We start from the raw sequence: 17,989 nt of genomic DNA, 5'->3' as shown, positions 1-17,989 counted from the left end.
CTCGCCGGGATGGCGGGATCGGCGACGATGTGCCGGCCGACGCCCAGGTGCTGGTAGTCTCGTGCACCGTGCCGAGCGGTTTTCCGTCCGGCGCCCGCGCCTGTAGCTCAGTGGATAGAGCGTCTGCCTCCGGAGCAGAAGGTCGGGGGTTCGAATCCCTTCAGGCGCACCGAGAACGAGGGCGGGTCCGCGGCGGCGGGCCCGCCCTCGTCGTCTTCCGCTGCCCATCAATACACTCCCGCCGTGAGTCACGGATCCGCGGAGCCGACCGAGGTCTTCGCTCTCTCCCGCAGGACGTCGTCGTCCGCGCTGCTGGCCGCCGCCGGGTTCGTCGCCGTGGGGGCGGTGTTGATCCTGATCGGCTGGTCCGATCTCTCTGGCGTGACGCTACGGCTGGGCGACCTCGAGCTCACCGGCGGCCGCGCAGGTCCCTCGCCCCTCGTCCTGGGCGTCGTCGGCGTGGTCGCAGCGCTCTTCGGCGGTACCGCCGGCGCGTTCCATGCGCGCCGGCTGCTGCAGCGCGACCGCACCGCGCTCGTCCTCGACACCGTCGGGTTCGTCGACCGCGCGTCCCTCTCCGGCGCGGGGCCGGTCGCGTGGGACGAGACCGTCGGCATACGCATCGTGGACCACCCGGCACGAACGCTCGTCGTCGAGGTGGTCGACCCTGACGCCGTGGCCGAGCGGCAGCCCTCGGCAGCACGGCGACAGGCCGCGCGCGCGAACATCAGGCAGCTCGGTTCTCCCGTGTGCATCCCGCTGTCCGCCGTGGGGCGCCGCGAGGACGAGCTCCTCGAGGCCTTCGAGCGCCTGGGACACCTGCGCCCCGGCTTCTACCGCGGGACACCGTCGTCGACGTAGTACCCGCTGCTGGTTCCGTGGAAGGAGGCGGCAGCGGGTACTACGTCGACGTCGCCTCAGTGCGCGGGGGCGAGGCCCGGCATCGCGTCGAGGTCGAGGTCCGGGTTCTTCTCCTGCGTCTTGACGAGCGCCTTGGCCTCGGCGTCGGTGTCGACCGACGGCATGGAGCCCGGCAGCGGCTTGCCCGCGCTCTCCTTGACGAAGCCGACGGCGATCGCGCCGATCAGCGCGAAGCCCATGAGGTAGTAGGCCGGCGCCATGCTCGACCCGGTGGCCTGCGTCAGCGACTCGACGATGAGCGGCGTCGTGCCGCCGAAGATCGCCAGGGCGACGTTGTACGCCAGGCCCATCGAGCGGTAGCGCACGGCCGTGGGGAACATCGCGGGCAGCGTCGCCGCCTGCACGCCGACCATGCACGCCACCGGCACGGCCATGAGGCACAGGCCGAGCAGCGTCGACCACACGTGGCCCATCGCCAGGAACAGGAAGGCCGGCACCGCGAGCACCGCGAGCGAGCCCGCGCCGAACCACAGCAGCGGACGACGACCGACACGGTCGCTGACCGGGCCCGCCACGAGGATCATCACCGCGAGCAGCACCAGCACGGGCACGGTGAGCAGGGTGCCCGCCGTCGGCTCGTAGCCGAGCGTGTCGGTGAGATAGGTCGGCATGTAGCTCGTCAGGGCGTAGCCGGCGGTGTTGGCGACGGCCACGAGGACCATCGCGACGGCGAGCGGGCGCCACTGCGAGCGCAGCGTGACGTCGGTAGGCGCGGGGACCTCGGCGCCGTGGGTCTTCGCGGCCTCGGCCGCGACCTGCTGCGCCTGGAAGGCCGGGGACTCCTCGATCTTCAGGCGGAACCACACGGCGAACGCGCCGATCGGCCCGGCGACCAGGAACGGGATGCGCCACCCGCCGTCGAGCATGGCCTGCTCGCCGAGCGTCACCTGCAGCACCGTCACGACGACGGCGCCGAGCGCGAAGCCCAGGTAGCTGCCGAAGTCGAGGAACGAGGCCGCCCAGCCGCGGCGGCGGTCGGGGGCGTGCTCGGCGACGAAGGTCGTGACGCCGGCGTACTCGCCGCCGGTGGAGAAGCCCTGCAGCAGCTTGAGGAGCACGAGCAGCAGCGGTGCCGCGACGCCGAGGACGCCGTACGTCGGCAGCAGCCCGATGAGGAACGTCGAGGCCGCCATCATCACGAGCGTGAAGGCGAGCACCTTCTGGCGACCGACCTTGTCGCCGATGCGGCCGCAGACGATGCCGCCCAGCGGGCGCGCCACGTAGGTGGCGGCGAACACGCCGAGGGAGAAGAGGATCTGCACGCCGGACGACGCCTGCGGCAGGAACACGGCACCCATCGTCACGGCCAGGTAGCCGTAGACGCCGACGTCGTACCACTCCATGAGGTTGCCGACGGCGGTGCCGCCGATCGTCTTCTTGAGCATGGAGTTGTCCACGACGGTGACGTCGGAGACGCGGAGCCTGCGGCGCGCGGCCCGGGCGGCCGGGGCGTTCGCAGGGGTGGTGCCGGTCGGTTCCTGAGGCAGTACGGCGGTCATGTTTCCTTCCGTGGCCGGCGCGGCGTGCACGCGGTGTGACGCAGCGGCCCGGCCCGTGACAGGGAGCCGGCGTCCGCTGCGAGAGCGGACGCCGAGCCCGAACATGGGCGGCCACGTTACCGATCCTTGACCGAGAATCAAGTTCGTCAGGGCAACCACGAGCCGAGGACCGACCCCTGCGCGACGCCGTCACCTGCGGCGACACCGTTCCTTGACGAGTCATTCGTGAAGCCCACCACAGGCGTCGCCACGGGCCCTCGCACCGCCGTCCCGGTGCGGTCCGGCGGCCGCACACGCTGGACCCAGCGTTCACCGGGCGTTAGGTTCTCGGAGCGGCCCGGACACGGGCGGCGACGACGCCCGCACACGATGTCTGCTGAGGCCTGCACAGGGAGGACTCCCCCGCATGATCGACCACGAGGTCCGCGTCTACCGTTCCGACGAGCCGCTGCCCCGCGAGGGGCAGCTCGCGTGGAAGATCGCGGAGGTCGCGGCCGAGCAGCTCGACCCGACGCCGGAGGTCACCGACATGGTGATCAACCGCGTCATCGACAACGCCGCGGTGGCGACGGCGTCGCTGGGCCGCGGCCCGATCCTCGCGGCCCGCACGCAGGCGGAGGCGCACCCGGTCTCCCGCGGCGGCGCGGGGTCGACGGTCTTCGGCTCCCCCGAGCGCACCAGCCCCGAGTGGGCGGCCTGGGCGAACGGCGTCGCCGTGCGCGAGCTGGACTACCACGACACGTTCCTCGCGGCCGAGTACTCGCACCCCGGCGACAACATCCCGCCCGTGCTCGCCGTCGCGCAGCACCTGGGCCGCAGCGGCGCGGAGCTCCTGCGCGGGATCGTCACGGGCTACGAGATCCAGGTGGACCTCGTCAAGGGCATCAGCCTGCACGCGCACAAGATCGACCACGTCGCCCACCTCGGCCCGTCGGCGGCGGCGGGCATCGGCACGCTGCTCGGCCTGCCCGCGGAGACCATCTACCAGGCGGTCGGCCAGGCCCTGCACACGACGACGGCGACGCGGCAGTCGCGCAAGGGCGAGATCTCCACGTGGAAGGCCCACGCCCCCGCGTTCGCGGGCAAGATGGCGGTGGAGGCCGCCGACCGTGCGATGCGCGGGCAGACCTCCCCCAGCCCGATCTACGAGGGCGAGGACGGCGTGATCGCCTGGCTGCTCGACGGGCCCGACGCCCGGTACACCGTGCCGCTGCCCGCCGCGGGCGAGGCACGGCGCGCCATCCTCGACACGTACACCAAGGAGCACTCCGCCGAGTACCAGGCGCAGGCGTGGATCGACCTCGCCCGCCGCCTCGGCACCGAGCGGCCCGAGCTGCGCGACCCGGCGAACGTCGTCGCCGTGGTGCTGCACACGAGCCACCACACGCACTACGTCATCGGCTCCGGCTCGGGCGACCCGCAGAAGTACGACCCCACGGCCAGCCGCGAGACGCTGGACCACTCGATCCCCTACATCTTCACGGTCGCGCTGCAGGACGGCGCCTGGGACCACGTCGGCAGCTACGCCCCCGAGCGCGCCGCCCGCCCGGACACCGTGGAGCTGTGGCGCAAGGTCACCACCGCCGAGGACGCCGAATGGACCCGCCGGTACCACTCGAGCGACCCGGACGAGAAGTCGTTCGGCGGCCGCGTGGAGATCGAGCTCGCGGACGGCTCGCGGGTCGTCGAGGAGATCGCCGTCGCCGACGCGCACCCGCTGGGCGCCCGCCCGTTCGCCCGCGAGCAGTACGTGGCGAAGTTCCGCACGCTGGCCGCCGGGGTGCTGGCCGACGAGGAGACGGAGCGGTTCCTCGACCTCGCCCAGCGGCTGCCGGAGCTGTCCGCCGACGAGCTGTCCGGCCTCACCGTCACGCCGCTCGCCGACCCGCTCGCGACCCACCCCGTCGCGCGCGGCATCTTCTGAGACCCGGAGGGCGACCGTGCTCTACTCGACCACCACCCCCGCCGCCAAGCGCGCCACGTTCCGCGAGCGGCTGCGCTCCGGGGAGCTCCTGCAGCTGCCCGGCGCGTTCAACCCGCTCGCGGCGCGGCTGATCCAGGACAAGGGGTTCGACGGCGTCTACGTCTCGGGGGCGGTCGTGGCCGCCGACCTGGGGCTGCCCGACGTCGGGCTGACGACGCTCACCGAGGTCGCGACCCGCGCGGGGCAGATCGCCCGCATGACCGACCTGCCCACCCTCGTGGACGCCGACACCGGCTTCGGCGAGGCGATGAACATGGCCCGCACCGTGCAGACGCTGGAGGACGCGGGCGTCGCGGGCCTGCACGTCGAGGACCAGGTGAACCCCAAGCGGTGCGGGCACCTCGACGGCAAGCAGGTCGTGGACGAGCCGACGGCGCTGCAGCGGGTGCGCGCCGCGGTCGCCGCGCGGCGCGACGAGAACCTGCTGGTCATGGCCCGCACCGACGTGCGCGCCGTGGCAGGGCTCCCGACCGCCGTCGACCGCGCGAAGGCCCTCGTCGACGCCGGTGCGGACGCGATCTTCCCCGAGGCCATGCGCGACCTGGCGGAGTTCGAGGCCGTCGCGAGCGCCGTCGACGTCCCCGTGCTGGCCAACATGACGGAGTTCGGCAAGTCCGAGCTGTTCACGACGACGCAGCTCGCCGACGCGGGCGTGGCCCTCGTCATCTACCCCGTCTCGCTGCTGCGCCTGGCGATGGGCGCCGCCGAGCGGGGCCTGGACGCGCTGCGCGCCGAGGGCTCGCTCGCGGGACAGGTCGAGCACATGCAGACCCGCGCGCGGCTCTACGAGCTGCTCGACTACGCCGCCTACTCGACGTTCGACACGGACGTCTTCGACTTCAGCCTGGACGACAACCTGCACGGCTGACGGCCGCGCCGTCTCCGCCGACATCGCAGCGAAGGAGCATCGATGACAGAGCACACCGGGCCCGAGCCGGAGGTCCGACGCGGGCTGGCGGGGGTGGTCGCCGACGTGACGGCCGTCTCCAAGGTGGACCCCGAGACCAACTCGCTGCTGTACCGCGGCTACCCGGTCCAGGACCTGGCGGCGACCTGCCCGTTCGAGGCGGTCGCGTGGCTGCTGTGGCACGGCGAGCTGCCGACCGACGACGAGCTCGCCACCCTGCGTGCGACCGAGCGCGAGCACCGTCCGCTCGCCGACGACGTGCGCGCCGCGATCGACCTCCTGCCCGTCACCGCGCACCCGATGGACGAGGTGCGCACGGCGGTGAGCGTCATCGGCGCCCGCGAGGCCGCGGGCCTCACCGCCCTGGAGGCGGCCGCCGACGCCGACGTCAACCTCGAGCGCAGCGTGCGGCTCTTCGCGGCCCTGCCGGCCGTCGTCGCGTACGGGCAGCGCCGCCGCCGCGGGCTGGAGCCCGTGGCCCCGCGCGACGACCTGGACTTCTCCGCGAACTTCCTGTGGACGACGTTCGAGGTCGAGCCGGAGCCGGTGGTCGTCGACGCGTTCAACCGGTCGATGATCCTGTACGCCGAGCACTCGTTCAACGCCTCCACGTTCACGGCACGGGTGATCACGTCCACGCTCAGCGACCTGCACTCGGCCGTCGTGGGCGCGATCGCCGCGCTGAAAGGGCCGCTGCACGGCGGCGCCAACGAGGCGGTCATGGAGACGCTGGCCGAGATCGGCACCGCCGAGCGGGCCGCGGCCTGGCTCGACGACGCGCTCGCCGCCAAGCGCAAGATCATGGGCTTCGGGCACCGCGTCTACAAGCACGGCGACTCGCGCGTGCCGACCATGAAGGCCGCCCTCGACACCCTCGTCGAGCACTACGACCGCCCCGACCTGGCCGCCCTCTACGACGCGCTGGAGTCCGAGTTCGTGCGCCGCAAGGGCATCTACCCGAACCTCGACTACCCGTCGGGCCCGGCCTACCACCTCATGGGGTTCGAGACGGCCACGTTCACGCCGCTGTTCGTCGCCGCCCGCGTCACCGGCTGGACGGCGCACATCATGGAGCAGCAGGCCGCCAACGCCCTGATCCGCCCGCTGTCCGCGTACGTGGGTCCGGCGCGGCGCGAGGTGCCCGGCCCCGCGGCCCCGTGAGCGGCGACCGGGACGCCCCGTCCGCCGCGTCGTCCTTCGGGACTGCGGCCGGCGCGTACGCCGAGCACCGCCCGGACTACGCGGCGGCCGCGGTGCGCTGGACGCTGCGGGCGGCGCCGGGCCCGCGGGTGCTCGACCTCGGCGCGGGGACGGGCAAGCTGACCGCCGCCCTGCTCGACCCGGCGGTCGTCCCGGGCGCGGAGGTCGTCGCCGTCGAGCCGGACCCGGCGATGCTGGCCGAGCTGCGGCGGGGGCGGCCGGGCGTCCGCGCCCTGGCGGGCAGCGCCGAGTCGATCCCGCTGCCCGACGGCTCCGTCGACGCCGTGCTCGCGGGCAACGCCCTGCACTGGTTCGACCTGGCGGTCGCGGGGCCCGAGATCGCCCGCGTGCTCGCCCCCGGCGGCGTCCTGGCCGGGCTCTGGAACCTCCTGGACGACGACGTCGCCTGGGTCGCCGGGCTCGCCGACGCGGGCGGGAGCGCGGCCGTGGGGCCGCGGGACACACCGACCGCCTGGCGCCGCGCGACCGCCGACCTGCTCCCGCCCGCCGGGGAGGGGTGGTCGGCCCGGGCGGAGCGGGCGGAGTTCCCGCACGGTCAGCGCCGCACCGCCGACTCCCTCGTCGCGACCCTCGCGACCCGCGCCGGGATGCTCGTCATGCCGGAGGCGGAGCGCGCGGCCACGACGGCGCGCATCCGCGCGTACCTCGCGGACCGGACCGAGACGGCGCAGGGCGAGTTCACCCTGCCGATGCGCACCGGCGTGCTGCGCGTGCGGCGCACCTGGACCGACACCGCCGGGCCGCGGGACCGGACCGTCGCCGCGGCCCACTAGGCTCGTGGCCATGTCCGCCGACTACTCCGACTTCGAGTTCGAGCGCCGGTTCTTCGTCCGCGAGCTGCCGGACGCGCTGCGCGACGCGCCCGCCCTGATCGTCCAGTCCTACTTCCTCTCGGACGGCGGCTACGCGCTGCGCGTGCGGGTGCAGGCGACGGGCGTCGAGGCGCGGCTGGGCCCCGACAGCGACGCGCGGGACGTCCTCGAGCTCTACCGCTCGCGCGTCGACTTCGCCGCGGTCACGGTCAAGGGCCCGTCGGTGGGCGGCACCCGGTACGAGGCGGAGCGCCCGCTCGAGCCGAACGTCGGCGCGGAGCTGGTGCGCCGCGGCGGCGCGCAGGTCATCAAGACGCGCTACGCGGCCTGGCTGGGCGCCGACGGCTGGTCGATCGACGTCTTCGGCGGCGCCAACGCGCCGCTCATCGTCGCCGAGTGCGAGCGCTCGGGCCCGGTCACGGACCTCCAGATCCCCGACTTCTGCGTCACCGAGCTCACCGACGACCGCCGGTTCTCCAACGAGTCCCTCGCCGTCGACCCCTTCCGCGGCTGGTCCGCCGCGTACGCCCAGGAGCTCGCCGCCCAGGGCCCGCGCTTCCGCGACGACTTCGGCGGCAACACGACGATCACCACCTGACGCCGCACGGCCCGCGGATCGTCGTCGGTCGAGCCTGTCGAGACCACGGCCGGGTGTCGACGGGCTCGACCAGCGGGACTGGACGAGCCCGGGTTCGAGACTGCCGTGAGGGATCAGGAGAGCGGGAGGTGCAGGATCCTTCGCGCGGTCGTATCCCTCCCGAAGTGGAGCGCCCCCTGGGGCGCGTGAACGCGACCGTGCGAAGGATCCTGCACCTCCCGCGGCGGTGAGCACACGAGCACAGAACAGCGGCTCAGTGCCAGGTCGTGATCTCCACGACGCCGGGCTTGTACTCGAAGTGCCAGGGCTCGTAGTTCCCCATGCCACCCCGCTGCGCCCACGGCGGGTTCTCCCACCCGTAGGCGGGTCCGTTCTCCCACAGCCACCCGTAGACCTCGCTGGAGCGGTACTCGTCGCCGCACAGGTCGATGGCGAGCCCCCACCCGTGCATGGAGGTGCCGGGCGTGGCGGCGAGGTAGCCGCGGCTGGCCTTGACGGCGTACTGGGAGGAGATGGAGCGGTAGCTGTCGACGAGGCACAGGTCGCGGCCGAAACGGACGCGGAACGCCTCGTTGAGGGCGCTGAGCGCGACGGCGGCGTCGGCGCGCAGCTTCTCCCCGGGCTGCCAGATGTCGCAGAGCGAGTGGTCGGCCAGGCTGCCGTTGCCGCCGTCGATGGACGCCCCGGCGTCGCACCCGGGCAGGGGGCTGCGCTCGGCGGTCCGGCTGGCGGCGGACGCCTCGACGCGCACGTCGCGGGGTGCGGCGGCGATGCCCTGGGAGGTGCGGGGGGTGTCGACGCCCTGCTCGAGGAGCGCCAGCGTGGAGGGGCCCGCGGGCTGGGTGTCGAGGTCGAACGGGGTGCCGCCGTGGGCCTGGTCGTCGGTGACGAGGGGGGCGGCGATGGTCGCGGCGGCGAGCGAGCCGAGGACGGTCAGCCGGGTGACCCAGGCGTGGCCGGCGGGGGCGGCGTGCCGTCCGTCGGAGCGGTCGCCGCGTGCGGTGGAAGCACGCTTGCGGGGCTTCTTGCCGGCCCGGGCGAGCTCGGCCTCCCGGATCTCGCGACGGGAGCGCGGCGCGGTTGCGTCACCCTGCGACGTCGCCTCCACGGCACCTCCGCGCTCGTGCCCCGGCGCGGCCACCGTGGCCGCCCGAGGAGTCCGGACCTGAACACGGACCGCCCGTCACCGCGTGCCCGCCACGCGCCGTACGACCGATCCGTCACGGAACCATAACGGGGTCGGGCTCCCCCGCCAAGTCCCCGTCCACAGCCGGTCGGGCCGGTCCCGCGGCCCCGTGCCGTGGGAAGGTGTCCACCCTGCTCATGCCCGGCGGGCGGACGGCGTCACGGCCGACGCTGCATGGCGTCGCGCACCTCGCCCACGAGCTCCTCGAGGATGTCCTCGAGGAAGACGACGCCGAGGACGCCGTCGGGCCCCTCGACGCGGGCCAGGTGCGCCCCGGAGCGCTGCATGGCGCGCAGCGCGTCCTCCACCTCGTCGGCCGGCCGCACGGACGCGAGCGCGCGCACGCGCCATGCCGGCACCGGGTCGAACCGGTCGCCGTTCGACGCGTACAGGACGTCCTTGAGGTGCAGGTAGCCGCGCAGGGCGTCGTCGTCGCCCCGCACGGGGAACCGGCTGAAGCCGGTGCGTGCGACGAGGTGCTCGACGTCGTCGGGCGTGGTGCGGGGGTCGACGGTGACCAGCTCGTCCACGGCCACCATGACGTCGCCGGCGGTGCGCGAGGAGAACTCGATGGCCCCGGCGAGCAGGCCCTGCTCGTCGCGGAGCACGCCCTCGGCCTGCGAGTGCTCGACGATCGACTGCACCTCCTGCGCCGTGAACGCGGAGGCCACCTCGTCCTTCGGCTCGACCCCCGCGAGCCGCACGGCGTGGTTCGCGACCCAGTTGAGCGCCGCGATCACCGGGCGCACGGCGCGGCCGAGCAGCACCAGCGGCGGCGCGAACCAGAGGGCGGCCGTCTCCGGGCCGGCGACGGCGAGGTTCTTGGGCACCATCTCACCGAGCACCACGTGCAGGTACACGACGATCGCCAGCGCGAGGACGAGCGAGACGGGGTGCAGCAGCGCCTCGGGGACCCCCAGGGCCTCGAACGGCACCTCGAGCAGGTGCGCGAGGGCGGGCTCGGCGACGATGCCCAGGCCGGTGGAGCACACGGTGACCCCGAGCTGCGCGCACGCGAGCATGAGGGAGACGTGCTCCATCGCCCACAGGGCGGTGCGGGCGCGCCGGTCGCCGGCCTCGGCCCGCGGCTCGATGGCGCTGCGGCGCGCGGAGATGACGGCGAACTCGGCGCCGACGAAGAACGCGTTGCCGGCGAGCAGCAGCACGCCGACCAGCAGGGCGGTCCCGGTGCTCATCGGCCCGCCTCCCCGCGCTCGTGCCCGGCCGGGTCGACGGCGAGCACGCGCAGCCGCTCGACGCGCCGCGCGTCCATCGCCTCCACGCGCAGCAGCACGCCGTCGGTCTCGATCTCGTCGCCCACCTCGGGCACCCTCCCCAGCTCCGCCATGACCAGGCCGCCGAGCGTCTCGTAGGCCGGGCCCTCGGGCACCACCAGGCCGGTGCGCTCCTCCAGCTCGTCGGGGCGCAGCACCCCGGGCACGACCCACGACCCGTCGGCGCCGCGCACCACCCCGGCGCGGCGCGGGTCGTGCTCGTCCGCGACGTCGCCCACGAGCTCCTCGACGACGTCCTCCAGCGTGACGATCCCCGACGTGCCCCCGTACTCGTCGACGACCACGGCCATCTGCAGGCCGAGGCCGCGCAGCTCGACCAGCAGCGGGCCGAGCCGGACCGTCTCCGGCACCCGGGGCGCGTCGACCATGAGGGCGGCGGCCGGCACCTCGCCACGCCGGTCGTGGGGCACGCCGACGGCGCGGCGCAGGTGGACGAGGCCGACGACGTCGTCGCGGTCCTCGCCGATCACCGGGAACCGGGAGTGGCCGGTGCGCCGGGCGAGGGCCACGACCTCGGCGGCCGTCGTGTCGCGCTCGACGACGGCCATCCGCATGCGGTCGGTCATGACGTCGCGCGCCGACAGCTCGTCGAGCTCGAGGGAGTTGGCCAGCAGGGTCGCGACCGACTGGTCGAGCGTGCCCTCCTGCGCCGAGCGCCGCACGAGCGACAGCAGCTCCGAGGACGACCGCGCGCCGGACAGCTCCTCGCGGGGCTCGACGCCGACGCGGCGCAGCAGCGCGTTGGCGGAGCCGTTGAGCACGGCGATGAGCGGCCGGAACAGCATGGTGAACACCCGCTGCACGGGGACGACCAGCCGCGCCGTCGCGTGCGGGGCGGAGAGCGCGAAGTTCTTCGGGATCAGCTCTCCGAAGAGCATCGAGAACGCGTTGACCACGACGAGCGCGAGGACCCCCGCGAGCACGCCGGCGACGCCGCGGCCGAGCGCCGTGGCCGCGAACGCCTCGGAGAACAGGGACAGGAGCGCCGGCTGGGCGGTGTAACCGAGCAGGATCGTGGTGATGGTGATGCCGACCTGGGCGGAGCTGAGCTCCGTGGACAGGTGCTTGAGCCCGGCGCGCACGGCGCGGTCCCGTCGGTCCGACGGGCGCGCGGTGTCGCGGCCGGGCGACGGACTGTCGCCCTCCTCGTCGTCGGCCCCGAGCACGGCCGGGTCGAGGGTGACGAGGGAGAACTCGCTGGCGACGAACACGGCGGTGCCCGCGGTGAGCACCACGCCCAGCACGATCATGAGGACGTCGCCTAGCACGGGCGGCTCCCGGTCGTGCGGGGCGGCACCGCGCGGTGGCGGGGCGGCGGGGTGGCCAGGCGGGACGGCGCGGGCGACCCCGCGCGATATCGGCTCTCGTCCATCGTGCTCCGATGCTATCGGGACGGAGCCGGCGGGCGAGTCGGCGTCCGCGCGGGAGAGCCCCGGACAGCGTGTACTCAGCGCTCCCCCAGGGAGCCGGTGCAAGATGGCACCATGACCACCGCGACCCCTCCGAGCACCCCGGGCACCTCGGGCACGTCGGGCCAGCAGAACGCCACCGTGCTCGTCGTCGAGGACGAGCCCGCGATCGCGGCCGCCATCGCCCAGCGCCTGTCCGCCGAGGGCTGGCGGGTCGAGGTGGCGCGCGACGGCCTCGCCGGCGTCGACGCCGCCTCCCGCCTGAACCCGGACGCCATCGTGCTGGACGTCATGCTTCCCGGCATCGACGGGCTCGAGGTCACCCGCCGCATCCAGGCGGAGAACCCGATCCCGATCCTCATGCTCACGGCGCGCGACGACGAGACCGACATGCTGGTCGGCCTCGGCGTCGGCGCCGACGACTACATGACCAAGCCGTTCTCCATGCGCGAGCTGGTGGCGCGCGTCAAGGCCCTGCTGCGGCGCGTGGAGCGCGCGCAGCAGGCCGCGGTGACGACCCCGGCCGACCCGCCCATGGTCATGGGCGACGTCACGATCGACCGGGCCCAGCGCCGCGTGCACCGCGCCGGCGACGAGGTGCACCTGACGCCGACCGAGTTCGAGCTCCTGGTCATGCTCGCCAGCTCGCCCAAGACCGTCCAGACGCGCGAGCGCCTGCTCGCCGAGGTGTGGGACTGGGCGGACGCCAGCGGCACCCGCACCGTCGACTCCCACATCAAGGCGCTGCGCCGCAAGCTCGGGCCGGACCTCATCCGGACCGTGCACGGCGTCGGGTACGCGTTCGAGCCGCCGGAGGCCTGATGGACCCCGCCCCCGGCGCCGACGACGCCGGGCCGGCCGCGCCGCGGCGCAAGGAGCACCACCGGCTGCCCGACGTCCGACCGCTGGACCCCCTGCGCTCGCTCAAGACCAAGCTCGGCGTGCTGGTCGTGGCGACGGTGACGTTCGCCGTCCTCATCACGTGGATCGGCCTGCAGAACGAGCTGGGCCCCACGCGCACGCTGCCCCTGGCGATCTTCCTGTCCCTGGTCATCGTGCAGCTCCTCGCGCGCGGCATGACGTCGCCGCTGCGCGACATGACGGCGGCCGTGCAGGCGATGGCCGCCGGGGACTACTCGATCCGGGTGCGCGCCACGAGCCGCGACGAGGTGGGTCACCTCGCCGAGGCGTTCAACGTCATGGCCGCCGACCTCGACGCCTCCGACCGCGTGCGGCGCGAGCTCATCGCGAACGTGTCGCACGAGCTGCGCACCCCGGTCGCGGCGTTGCAGGCCCAGCTCGAGAACATGGTGGACGGCGTCACCGAGCCCACGCCGTCGGCCCTCGAGCTGTCGCTGGAGCAGACGGAGCGCCTCACCCGCCTGGTCACGTACCTGCTCGACCTGTCGCGCGTGGAGGCCGGCGCGTCCGCGCTGGTGCTCAGCGAGTTCTCGGTGGGCGACTTCCTCGAGGAGTCCGCGCAGGCGATGTCGATGGTCGACGCGGCGAAGGGTCTCAGCTACGTCGTCGACGTCACGCCCCCGGACCTCGCGCTGGAGGCCGACGTCGAGCGGCTGCGCCAGGTGGTCACCAACCTGCTGCAGAACGCGATCCGGCACTCGCCGCACGGCGGCACGGTGCGGCTCGACGCCTACCCGGTGGACGACGACGTCGTCCTCGAGGTGAGCGACGAGGGTCCCGGCATCGCGCCCGAGGACCGCGGGCGCATCTTCGAGCGGTTCGCGAGCGGGGCGGCCGCCGGACGGCCCCACGCCGCGCCACCGTCCGGCATGGCGAGCGGCGGTACCGGCATCGGCCTCGCCATCGTCCGCTGGGCGGTCGACCTGCACGGCGGGCACGTGGAGGTCGCCGACACCGACCGCGGCGCGACGATGCGCGTGACGCTCCCCGCGCAGGCCCGCCCCGCCCCCGGCGTCACGACCGAGCCCTCGGACTGATCCCGCCGCGCCCTCCCCCGGGTGACGTTGGTCACACTCGTCCGTCACAGGAGGGCCCGCGTGGTGCGGACATGACGTCGGAACACGGAGTCATCGGGTCGACCCGAGGAGCCGTTGCCCACCGCATTACCGGACGGTCACGATGCCGCGTCGCGAGCCCGGGAACGGCCGTCTGACGCCACTCGGCCTCCCCGGTCGGACGGCCCGGAGGACGTAGGCTGGGACCTGCGCACCGGCGCTGTCGGGCGCATTTCCGGTCGAACGAGTTGCAACTGTGTGAAAGTGGGCGATCCGCGCGTGGTGTCCCCGAAGGACGGGTCAGAGTCGATCAGCGTGGCGAGCGCGTTCGGAGCCAACGAATGGCTCGTCGACGAGCTCTACGAGCAGTACCTGAAGGACAAGAACGCGGTGGACCCCGCGTGGTGGGACTTCTTCGCCGACTACGAGCCGGGTGAGACCAACGGCGCCACCGCGGACGCGGCCCCGGCGCAGCCCGCGGCTCCGGCGCAGCCCCAGGCCCCGGCACAGCCCGCGGCTCCGGCGCAGCAGGCCGCCCCGGCACAGGCCCCGGCCCCCGCGGCCCCGGCCGGCCGGTCGGGCACCGCCGCCGCCGAGACGGCGAAGGCCGAGCGCAAGGCCGCGAAGCCGGCCCCGCTGCCGGCGGACCCCGAGGTGAGCGCCGTCCGCCCGGTCGCCGAGGCCCAGCCCTCGACCGCGCCCTATGCGGAGGTCGCGAAGTCCGCGCCGAAGGCCACCGAGGACGAGGCCACCGACGACGTGCAGAAGCTGCGCGGCCCCGCCGCCCGCGTCGTCACCAACATGGAGGCCTCGATCGAGGTCCCGACCGCGACGTCGGTGCGCGCCGTGCCCGCCAAGCTCATGGTGGACAACCGCATCGTCATCAACAACCACCTCGCGCGCGGTCGCGGCGGCAAGATCTCGTTCACCCACCTCATCGGGTTCGCGCTCGTCGAGGCGCTGTCCGACATGCCGGTGATGAACGCGCACTACGAGAGCATCGACGGCAAGCCGCACGTCGTGCAGCCCGCCCACGTCGGCTTCGGCCTCGCGATCGACCTCGCCAAGCCCGACGGTTCGCGCCAGCTGCTGGTGCCCAGCGTCAAGAAGGCCGAGGAGCTCGACTTCGCCGGCTTCTGGGCCGCGTACGAGGACCTCGTGCGCAAGGCGCGCGGCGGCAAGCTCGGCATGGACGACTTCGCCGGCACCACGATCTCGCTGACCAACCCGGGCGGCATCGGCACCGTGCACTCCGTGCCGCGCCTCATGTCCGGGCAGGGCACGATCATCGGCGTCGGTGCCATGGACTACCCCGCGGAGTTCGCGGGCGCGTCCGAGGAGCAGCTCGCCCGCATGGGCATCTCGAAGGTCATGACGATCACGTCGACCTACGACCACCGCATCATCCAGGGCGCGCAGTCCGGCGAGTTCCTCAAGGTGCTCGCGAGCAAGCTGCTCGGCCTGGACGGCTTCTACGACCGCGTGTTCGCGGCCCTGCGCGTGCCGTACGAGCCCGTGCGCTGGGTGCGCGACAACACCGTGGACGCCGACGTCGAGGCCGCCAAGCCGGCCCGGATCGCGGAGCTCATCCACTCCTACCGCTCGCGCGGCCACCTCATGGCGGAGACCGACCCCCTCGCCTACCGCCAGCGCAAGCACCCCGACCTGGACATCCAGAACCACGGCATGACGCTGTGGGACCTGGACCGCGCGTTCCCGACGGGCGGCTTCGGCGGCAAGACCAAGGACACCCTGCGCGACATCCTCGGCCTGCTGCGCGACTCGTACTGCCGCACGATCGGCGTCGAGTACATGCACATCGCCGACCCGGCCCAGCGCAAGTGGCTCCAGGAGCGGCTCGAGTCGGGCTACGCCCGCACCCCGCGCGAGGACCAGCTGCGCATCCTGCGCAAGCTGAACTCCGCCGAGGCGTTCGAGACGTTCCTGCAGACCAAGTACGTCGGCCAGAAGCGGTTCTCGCTCGAGGGCGGCGAGTCGGTCATCCCGCTGCTCGACGCGATCCTGTCGCGCGCCGCCGAGGGCGGGCTCGACGAGGTCGGCATCGGCATGGCGCACCGTGGACGCCTCAACGTGCTGGCGAACATCGCGGGCAAGAGCTACGGCCAGATCTTCAAGGAGTTCGAGGGCCAGCTCGACCCGAAGAGCGTGCAGGGCTCCGGCGACGTGAAGTACCACCTCGGCACCGAGGGCGTGTTCACCGCCGAGTCCGGCGCGACGACCAAGGTCTACCTGGCCGCGAACCCGTCCCACCTCGAGGCGGTCGACCCGGTGCTCGAGGGCATCGTGCGCGCCAAGCAGGACCGCATCGACCTGGGCGGCGACGGCTTCTCCGTGCTGCCGATCCTGCTGCACGGCGACGCGGCCTTCGCGGGCCAGGGCGTCGTGCCCGAGGTGCTCAACCTCGCGCAGCTGCGCGGGTACCGCACCGGCGGCACGATCCACGTGATCATCAACAACCAGGTGGGCTTCACCACCGGCCCGTCGTCGTCGCGCTCCACGACGTACGCGACCGACGTCGCCAAGGGCTACCAGATCCCCGTCTTCCACGTGAACGGCGACGACCCCGAGGCCTGCGTACGCGTGGCCGAGCTGGCCTTCGCCTACCGCGAGCAGTTCGACCGCGACGTCATCATCGACATGGTCTGCTACCGCCGCCGCGGCCACAACGAGGGCGACGACCCGTCGATGACGCAGCCGCTGATGTACAACCTCATCGAGGCCAAGCAGTCGGTGCGCAAGCTGTACACGAAGAACCTCGTGGCGCGCGGCGACATCACGGTCGAGGAGGCCGAGCAGGCGCTGCAGGACTACCAGGCGCAGCTCGAGCGGGTCTTCACCGAGACCAAGTCGGCCGGCAAGGCCAGCACGCCGGACGGCGAGGACGAGATCCTCGGCCTCGAGCGCCCGGAGGCGCAGCGCGAGGGCGCCGGCGACATGGTGGGCTGGCAGACGGCCGTCCCGCACGCCGTGCTCGAGCGCGTGGGCGCCGTCCAGGTGTCCGCGCCCGAGGGCTTCACGGTGCACCCGAAGCTCGCCCAGATGCTGCAGAAGCGGCAGCTCATGGCGAAGGAGGGCGGCATCGACTGGGGCTTCGGCGAGCTCGCCGCGTTCGGGTCGCTGCTCATGGAGGGCACCCCGGTGCGCCTCGCCGGGCAGGACTCCCGCCGCGGCACCTTCGTCCAGCGCCACGCCGTGCTGCACGACCGCAACACGGGCGCCGAGTGGACCCCGCTGCTGTACCTGTCGGGCGACCAGGCGAAGTTCTGGGTGTACGACTCCTCGCTCAGCGAGTACGCGGCCCTCGGGTTCGAGTACGGCTACTCGGTCGAGCGCCCGGACGCCCTCGTGCTCTGGGAGGCGCAGTTCGGCGACTTCGTCAACGGCGCGCAGACGGTCATCGACGAGTTCATCTCGTCCGCCGAGCAGAAGTGGGGCCAGCACTCGTCGCTGGTCATGCTGCTGCCGCACGGCTACGAGGGCCAGGGTCCGGACCACTCGTCCGCCCGCATCGAGCGCTTCCTGCAGCTCGCGGCCGAGAACAACATGACGGTGGCGCAGCCGTCCACCCCGGCCTCGTACTTCCACCTGCTGCGCCAGCAGGCGTACGCCCGCCCGCGCCGCCCGCTGGTGGTGTTCACGCCGAAGCAGCTGCTGCGCCTCAAGGCGGCGGCCTCCAGCGTCGAGGACTTCACCACCGGCACCTTCGAGCCGGTGCTGCCGGACCCGACGGTGGACGCGGCGCAGGTCGACCGCGTGCTGCTGTGCACCGGCCGCGTGTACTACGACCTGCTCGCCGAGCGCACCAAGCGCCAGGACACCCGGACCGCCATCGTCCGCCTGGAGCAGCTCTACCCGTTCCCGGAGGAGCAGCTCCGCGCGCAGCTGGCGCAGTACCCGAACGCCGACGTCGTGTGGGTCCAGGACGAGCCGGAGAACCAGGGCGCCTGGTCCTTCCTGCACCTGGCGCTGCCGGACGACATGCCGCGCGTACGCGTCGCGTCCCGCCCCGCGTCGGCGTCGACCGCCGCCGGCACGGCCAAGCGGCACAAGGAGCAGCAGGAGGTCCTGGTCGCCCAGGCCTTCGACCGCTGACCCTGCCGAGGGAGTACTGATCTCGCCGAGGTAGTCCGAAGGGCGGGCCGCATCTGATGCGGCCCGCC

At 73.4% G+C, this 17,989-nt stretch carries 13 protein-coding genes and 1 tRNA gene; 10 read left to right on the top strand and 4 right to left on the bottom strand.

The features are described 5' to 3' along the window. Nucleotides 1–96 precede the first annotated feature (96 nt). Together ACFQ8Y_RS20420 and ACFQ8Y_RS20415 are read left to right on the top strand one after the other, a co-directional pair. Nucleotides 97–169, top strand: a tRNA-Arg gene (locus ACFQ8Y_RS20420). Nucleotides 170–243: 74 nt separating this feature from the next. Then, the gene (locus ACFQ8Y_RS20415; RefSeq protein WP_430586578.1) at nucleotides 244–861 is read left to right on the top strand and encodes an STM3941 family protein; all 618 of its coding nucleotides are present in this window, start codon (nucleotides 244–246) and stop codon (nucleotides 859–861) included. A gap of 56 nt (nucleotides 862–917) precedes the next feature. On the opposite strand, the gene ACFQ8Y_RS20410 is transcribed toward ACFQ8Y_RS20415, so the two are convergent. Next, on the bottom strand, nucleotides 918–2,420 hold the full coding sequence (locus tag ACFQ8Y_RS20410; protein ID WP_430586577.1) for an MFS transporter: 1,503 nt from the start codon (nucleotides 2,418–2,420) through the stop codon (nucleotides 918–920). A gap of 406 nt (nucleotides 2,421–2,826) precedes the next feature. On the opposite strand from ACFQ8Y_RS20410, the gene ACFQ8Y_RS20405 reads away from it, so the two are divergent. From ACFQ8Y_RS20405 to ACFQ8Y_RS20385, 5 genes are read left to right on the top strand one after another with little or no spacing between them, the layout of a single operon-like run. After that, entirely contained in the window at nucleotides 2,827–4,344 is a 1,518-nt protein-coding gene (locus ACFQ8Y_RS20405; RefSeq protein ID WP_430586576.1) for an MmgE/PrpD family protein, read from the top strand. 16 nt (nucleotides 4,345–4,360) lie between these two features. Next, complete coding sequence (gene prpB, locus ACFQ8Y_RS20400) at nucleotides 4,361–5,272, top strand: methylisocitrate lyase (protein WP_430552490.1); 912 nt, start codon at nucleotides 4,361–4,363, stop codon at nucleotides 5,270–5,272. 42 nt (nucleotides 5,273–5,314) lie between these two features. Further along, nucleotides 5,315–6,472 (top strand): bifunctional 2-methylcitrate synthase/citrate synthase, encoded by a 1,158-nt coding sequence (locus ACFQ8Y_RS20395; protein WP_430586575.1) that lies wholly within the window; start codon nucleotides 5,315–5,317, stop codon nucleotides 6,470–6,472. Further along, nucleotides 6,469–7,305 carry a class I SAM-dependent methyltransferase gene (locus ACFQ8Y_RS20390; protein WP_430586574.1) on the top strand — a complete coding sequence of 279 codons (837 nt, stop codon included), beginning with the start codon at nucleotides 6,469–6,471 and terminating at the stop codon, nucleotides 7,303–7,305. Before ACFQ8Y_RS20395 ends, ACFQ8Y_RS20390 begins: the two co-directional genes overlap by 4 nt. A gap of 10 nt (nucleotides 7,306–7,315) precedes the next feature. Beyond that, nucleotides 7,316–7,942, top strand: a complete 627-nt coding sequence (locus ACFQ8Y_RS20385; protein ID WP_430552493.1) for a CYTH domain-containing protein — start codon at nucleotides 7,316–7,318, stop codon at nucleotides 7,940–7,942. A gap of 253 nt (nucleotides 7,943–8,195) precedes the next feature. Here ACFQ8Y_RS20385 and ACFQ8Y_RS20380 read toward each other — a convergent pair whose 3' ends face one another. From ACFQ8Y_RS20380 to ACFQ8Y_RS20370, 3 genes are all read right to left on the bottom strand, one after another. Beyond that, nucleotides 8,196–9,050, bottom strand: coding sequence for a M15 family metallopeptidase (locus ACFQ8Y_RS20380; protein WP_430586573.1), 855 nt, complete (start codon nucleotides 9,048–9,050; stop codon nucleotides 8,196–8,198). A gap of 236 nt (nucleotides 9,051–9,286) precedes the next feature. After that, complete coding sequence (locus tag ACFQ8Y_RS20375) at nucleotides 9,287–10,324, bottom strand: hemolysin family protein (RefSeq protein ID WP_430552495.1); 1,038 nt, start codon at nucleotides 10,322–10,324, stop codon at nucleotides 9,287–9,289. Then, nucleotides 10,321–11,691 carry a hemolysin family protein gene (locus tag ACFQ8Y_RS20370; RefSeq protein WP_430565137.1) on the bottom strand — a complete coding sequence of 457 codons (1,371 nt, stop codon included), beginning with the start codon at nucleotides 11,689–11,691 and terminating at the stop codon, nucleotides 10,321–10,323. The genes ACFQ8Y_RS20375 and ACFQ8Y_RS20370 overlap by 4 nt, the downstream gene beginning before the upstream one ends. A 216-nt stretch (nucleotides 11,692–11,907) precedes the next feature. On the opposite strand from ACFQ8Y_RS20370, the gene ACFQ8Y_RS20365 reads away from it, so the two are divergent. From ACFQ8Y_RS20365 to ACFQ8Y_RS20355, 3 genes are all read left to right on the top strand, one after another. Then, complete coding sequence (locus tag ACFQ8Y_RS20365) at nucleotides 11,908–12,654, top strand: response regulator transcription factor (RefSeq protein WP_430552497.1); 747 nt, start codon at nucleotides 11,908–11,910, stop codon at nucleotides 12,652–12,654. Beyond that, entirely contained in the window at nucleotides 12,654–13,790 is a 1,137-nt protein-coding gene (locus ACFQ8Y_RS20360; RefSeq protein WP_430552498.1) for a sensor histidine kinase, read from the top strand. Before ACFQ8Y_RS20365 ends, ACFQ8Y_RS20360 begins: the two co-directional genes overlap by 1 nt. Before the next feature lie 333 nt (nucleotides 13,791–14,123). Continuing rightward, nucleotides 14,124–17,921, top strand: coding sequence for a multifunctional oxoglutarate decarboxylase/oxoglutarate dehydrogenase thiamine pyrophosphate-binding subunit/dihydrolipoyllysine-residue succinyltransferase subunit (locus ACFQ8Y_RS20355; RefSeq protein WP_430586572.1), 3,798 nt, complete (start codon nucleotides 14,124–14,126; stop codon nucleotides 17,919–17,921). Nucleotides 17,922–17,989 lie beyond the last annotated feature (68 nt).

Origin of the sequence: Isoptericola sp. NPDC056605, assembly GCF_042792795.1 — a bacterium.
In the GTDB taxonomy this organism is placed as follows: domain Bacteria; phylum Actinomycetota; class Actinomycetes; order Actinomycetales; family Cellulomonadaceae; genus Isoptericola.
The sequence above is the reverse complement of the archived record's forward strand: the minus strand, read 5'-3'. Positions and strand labels throughout refer to the sequence as shown.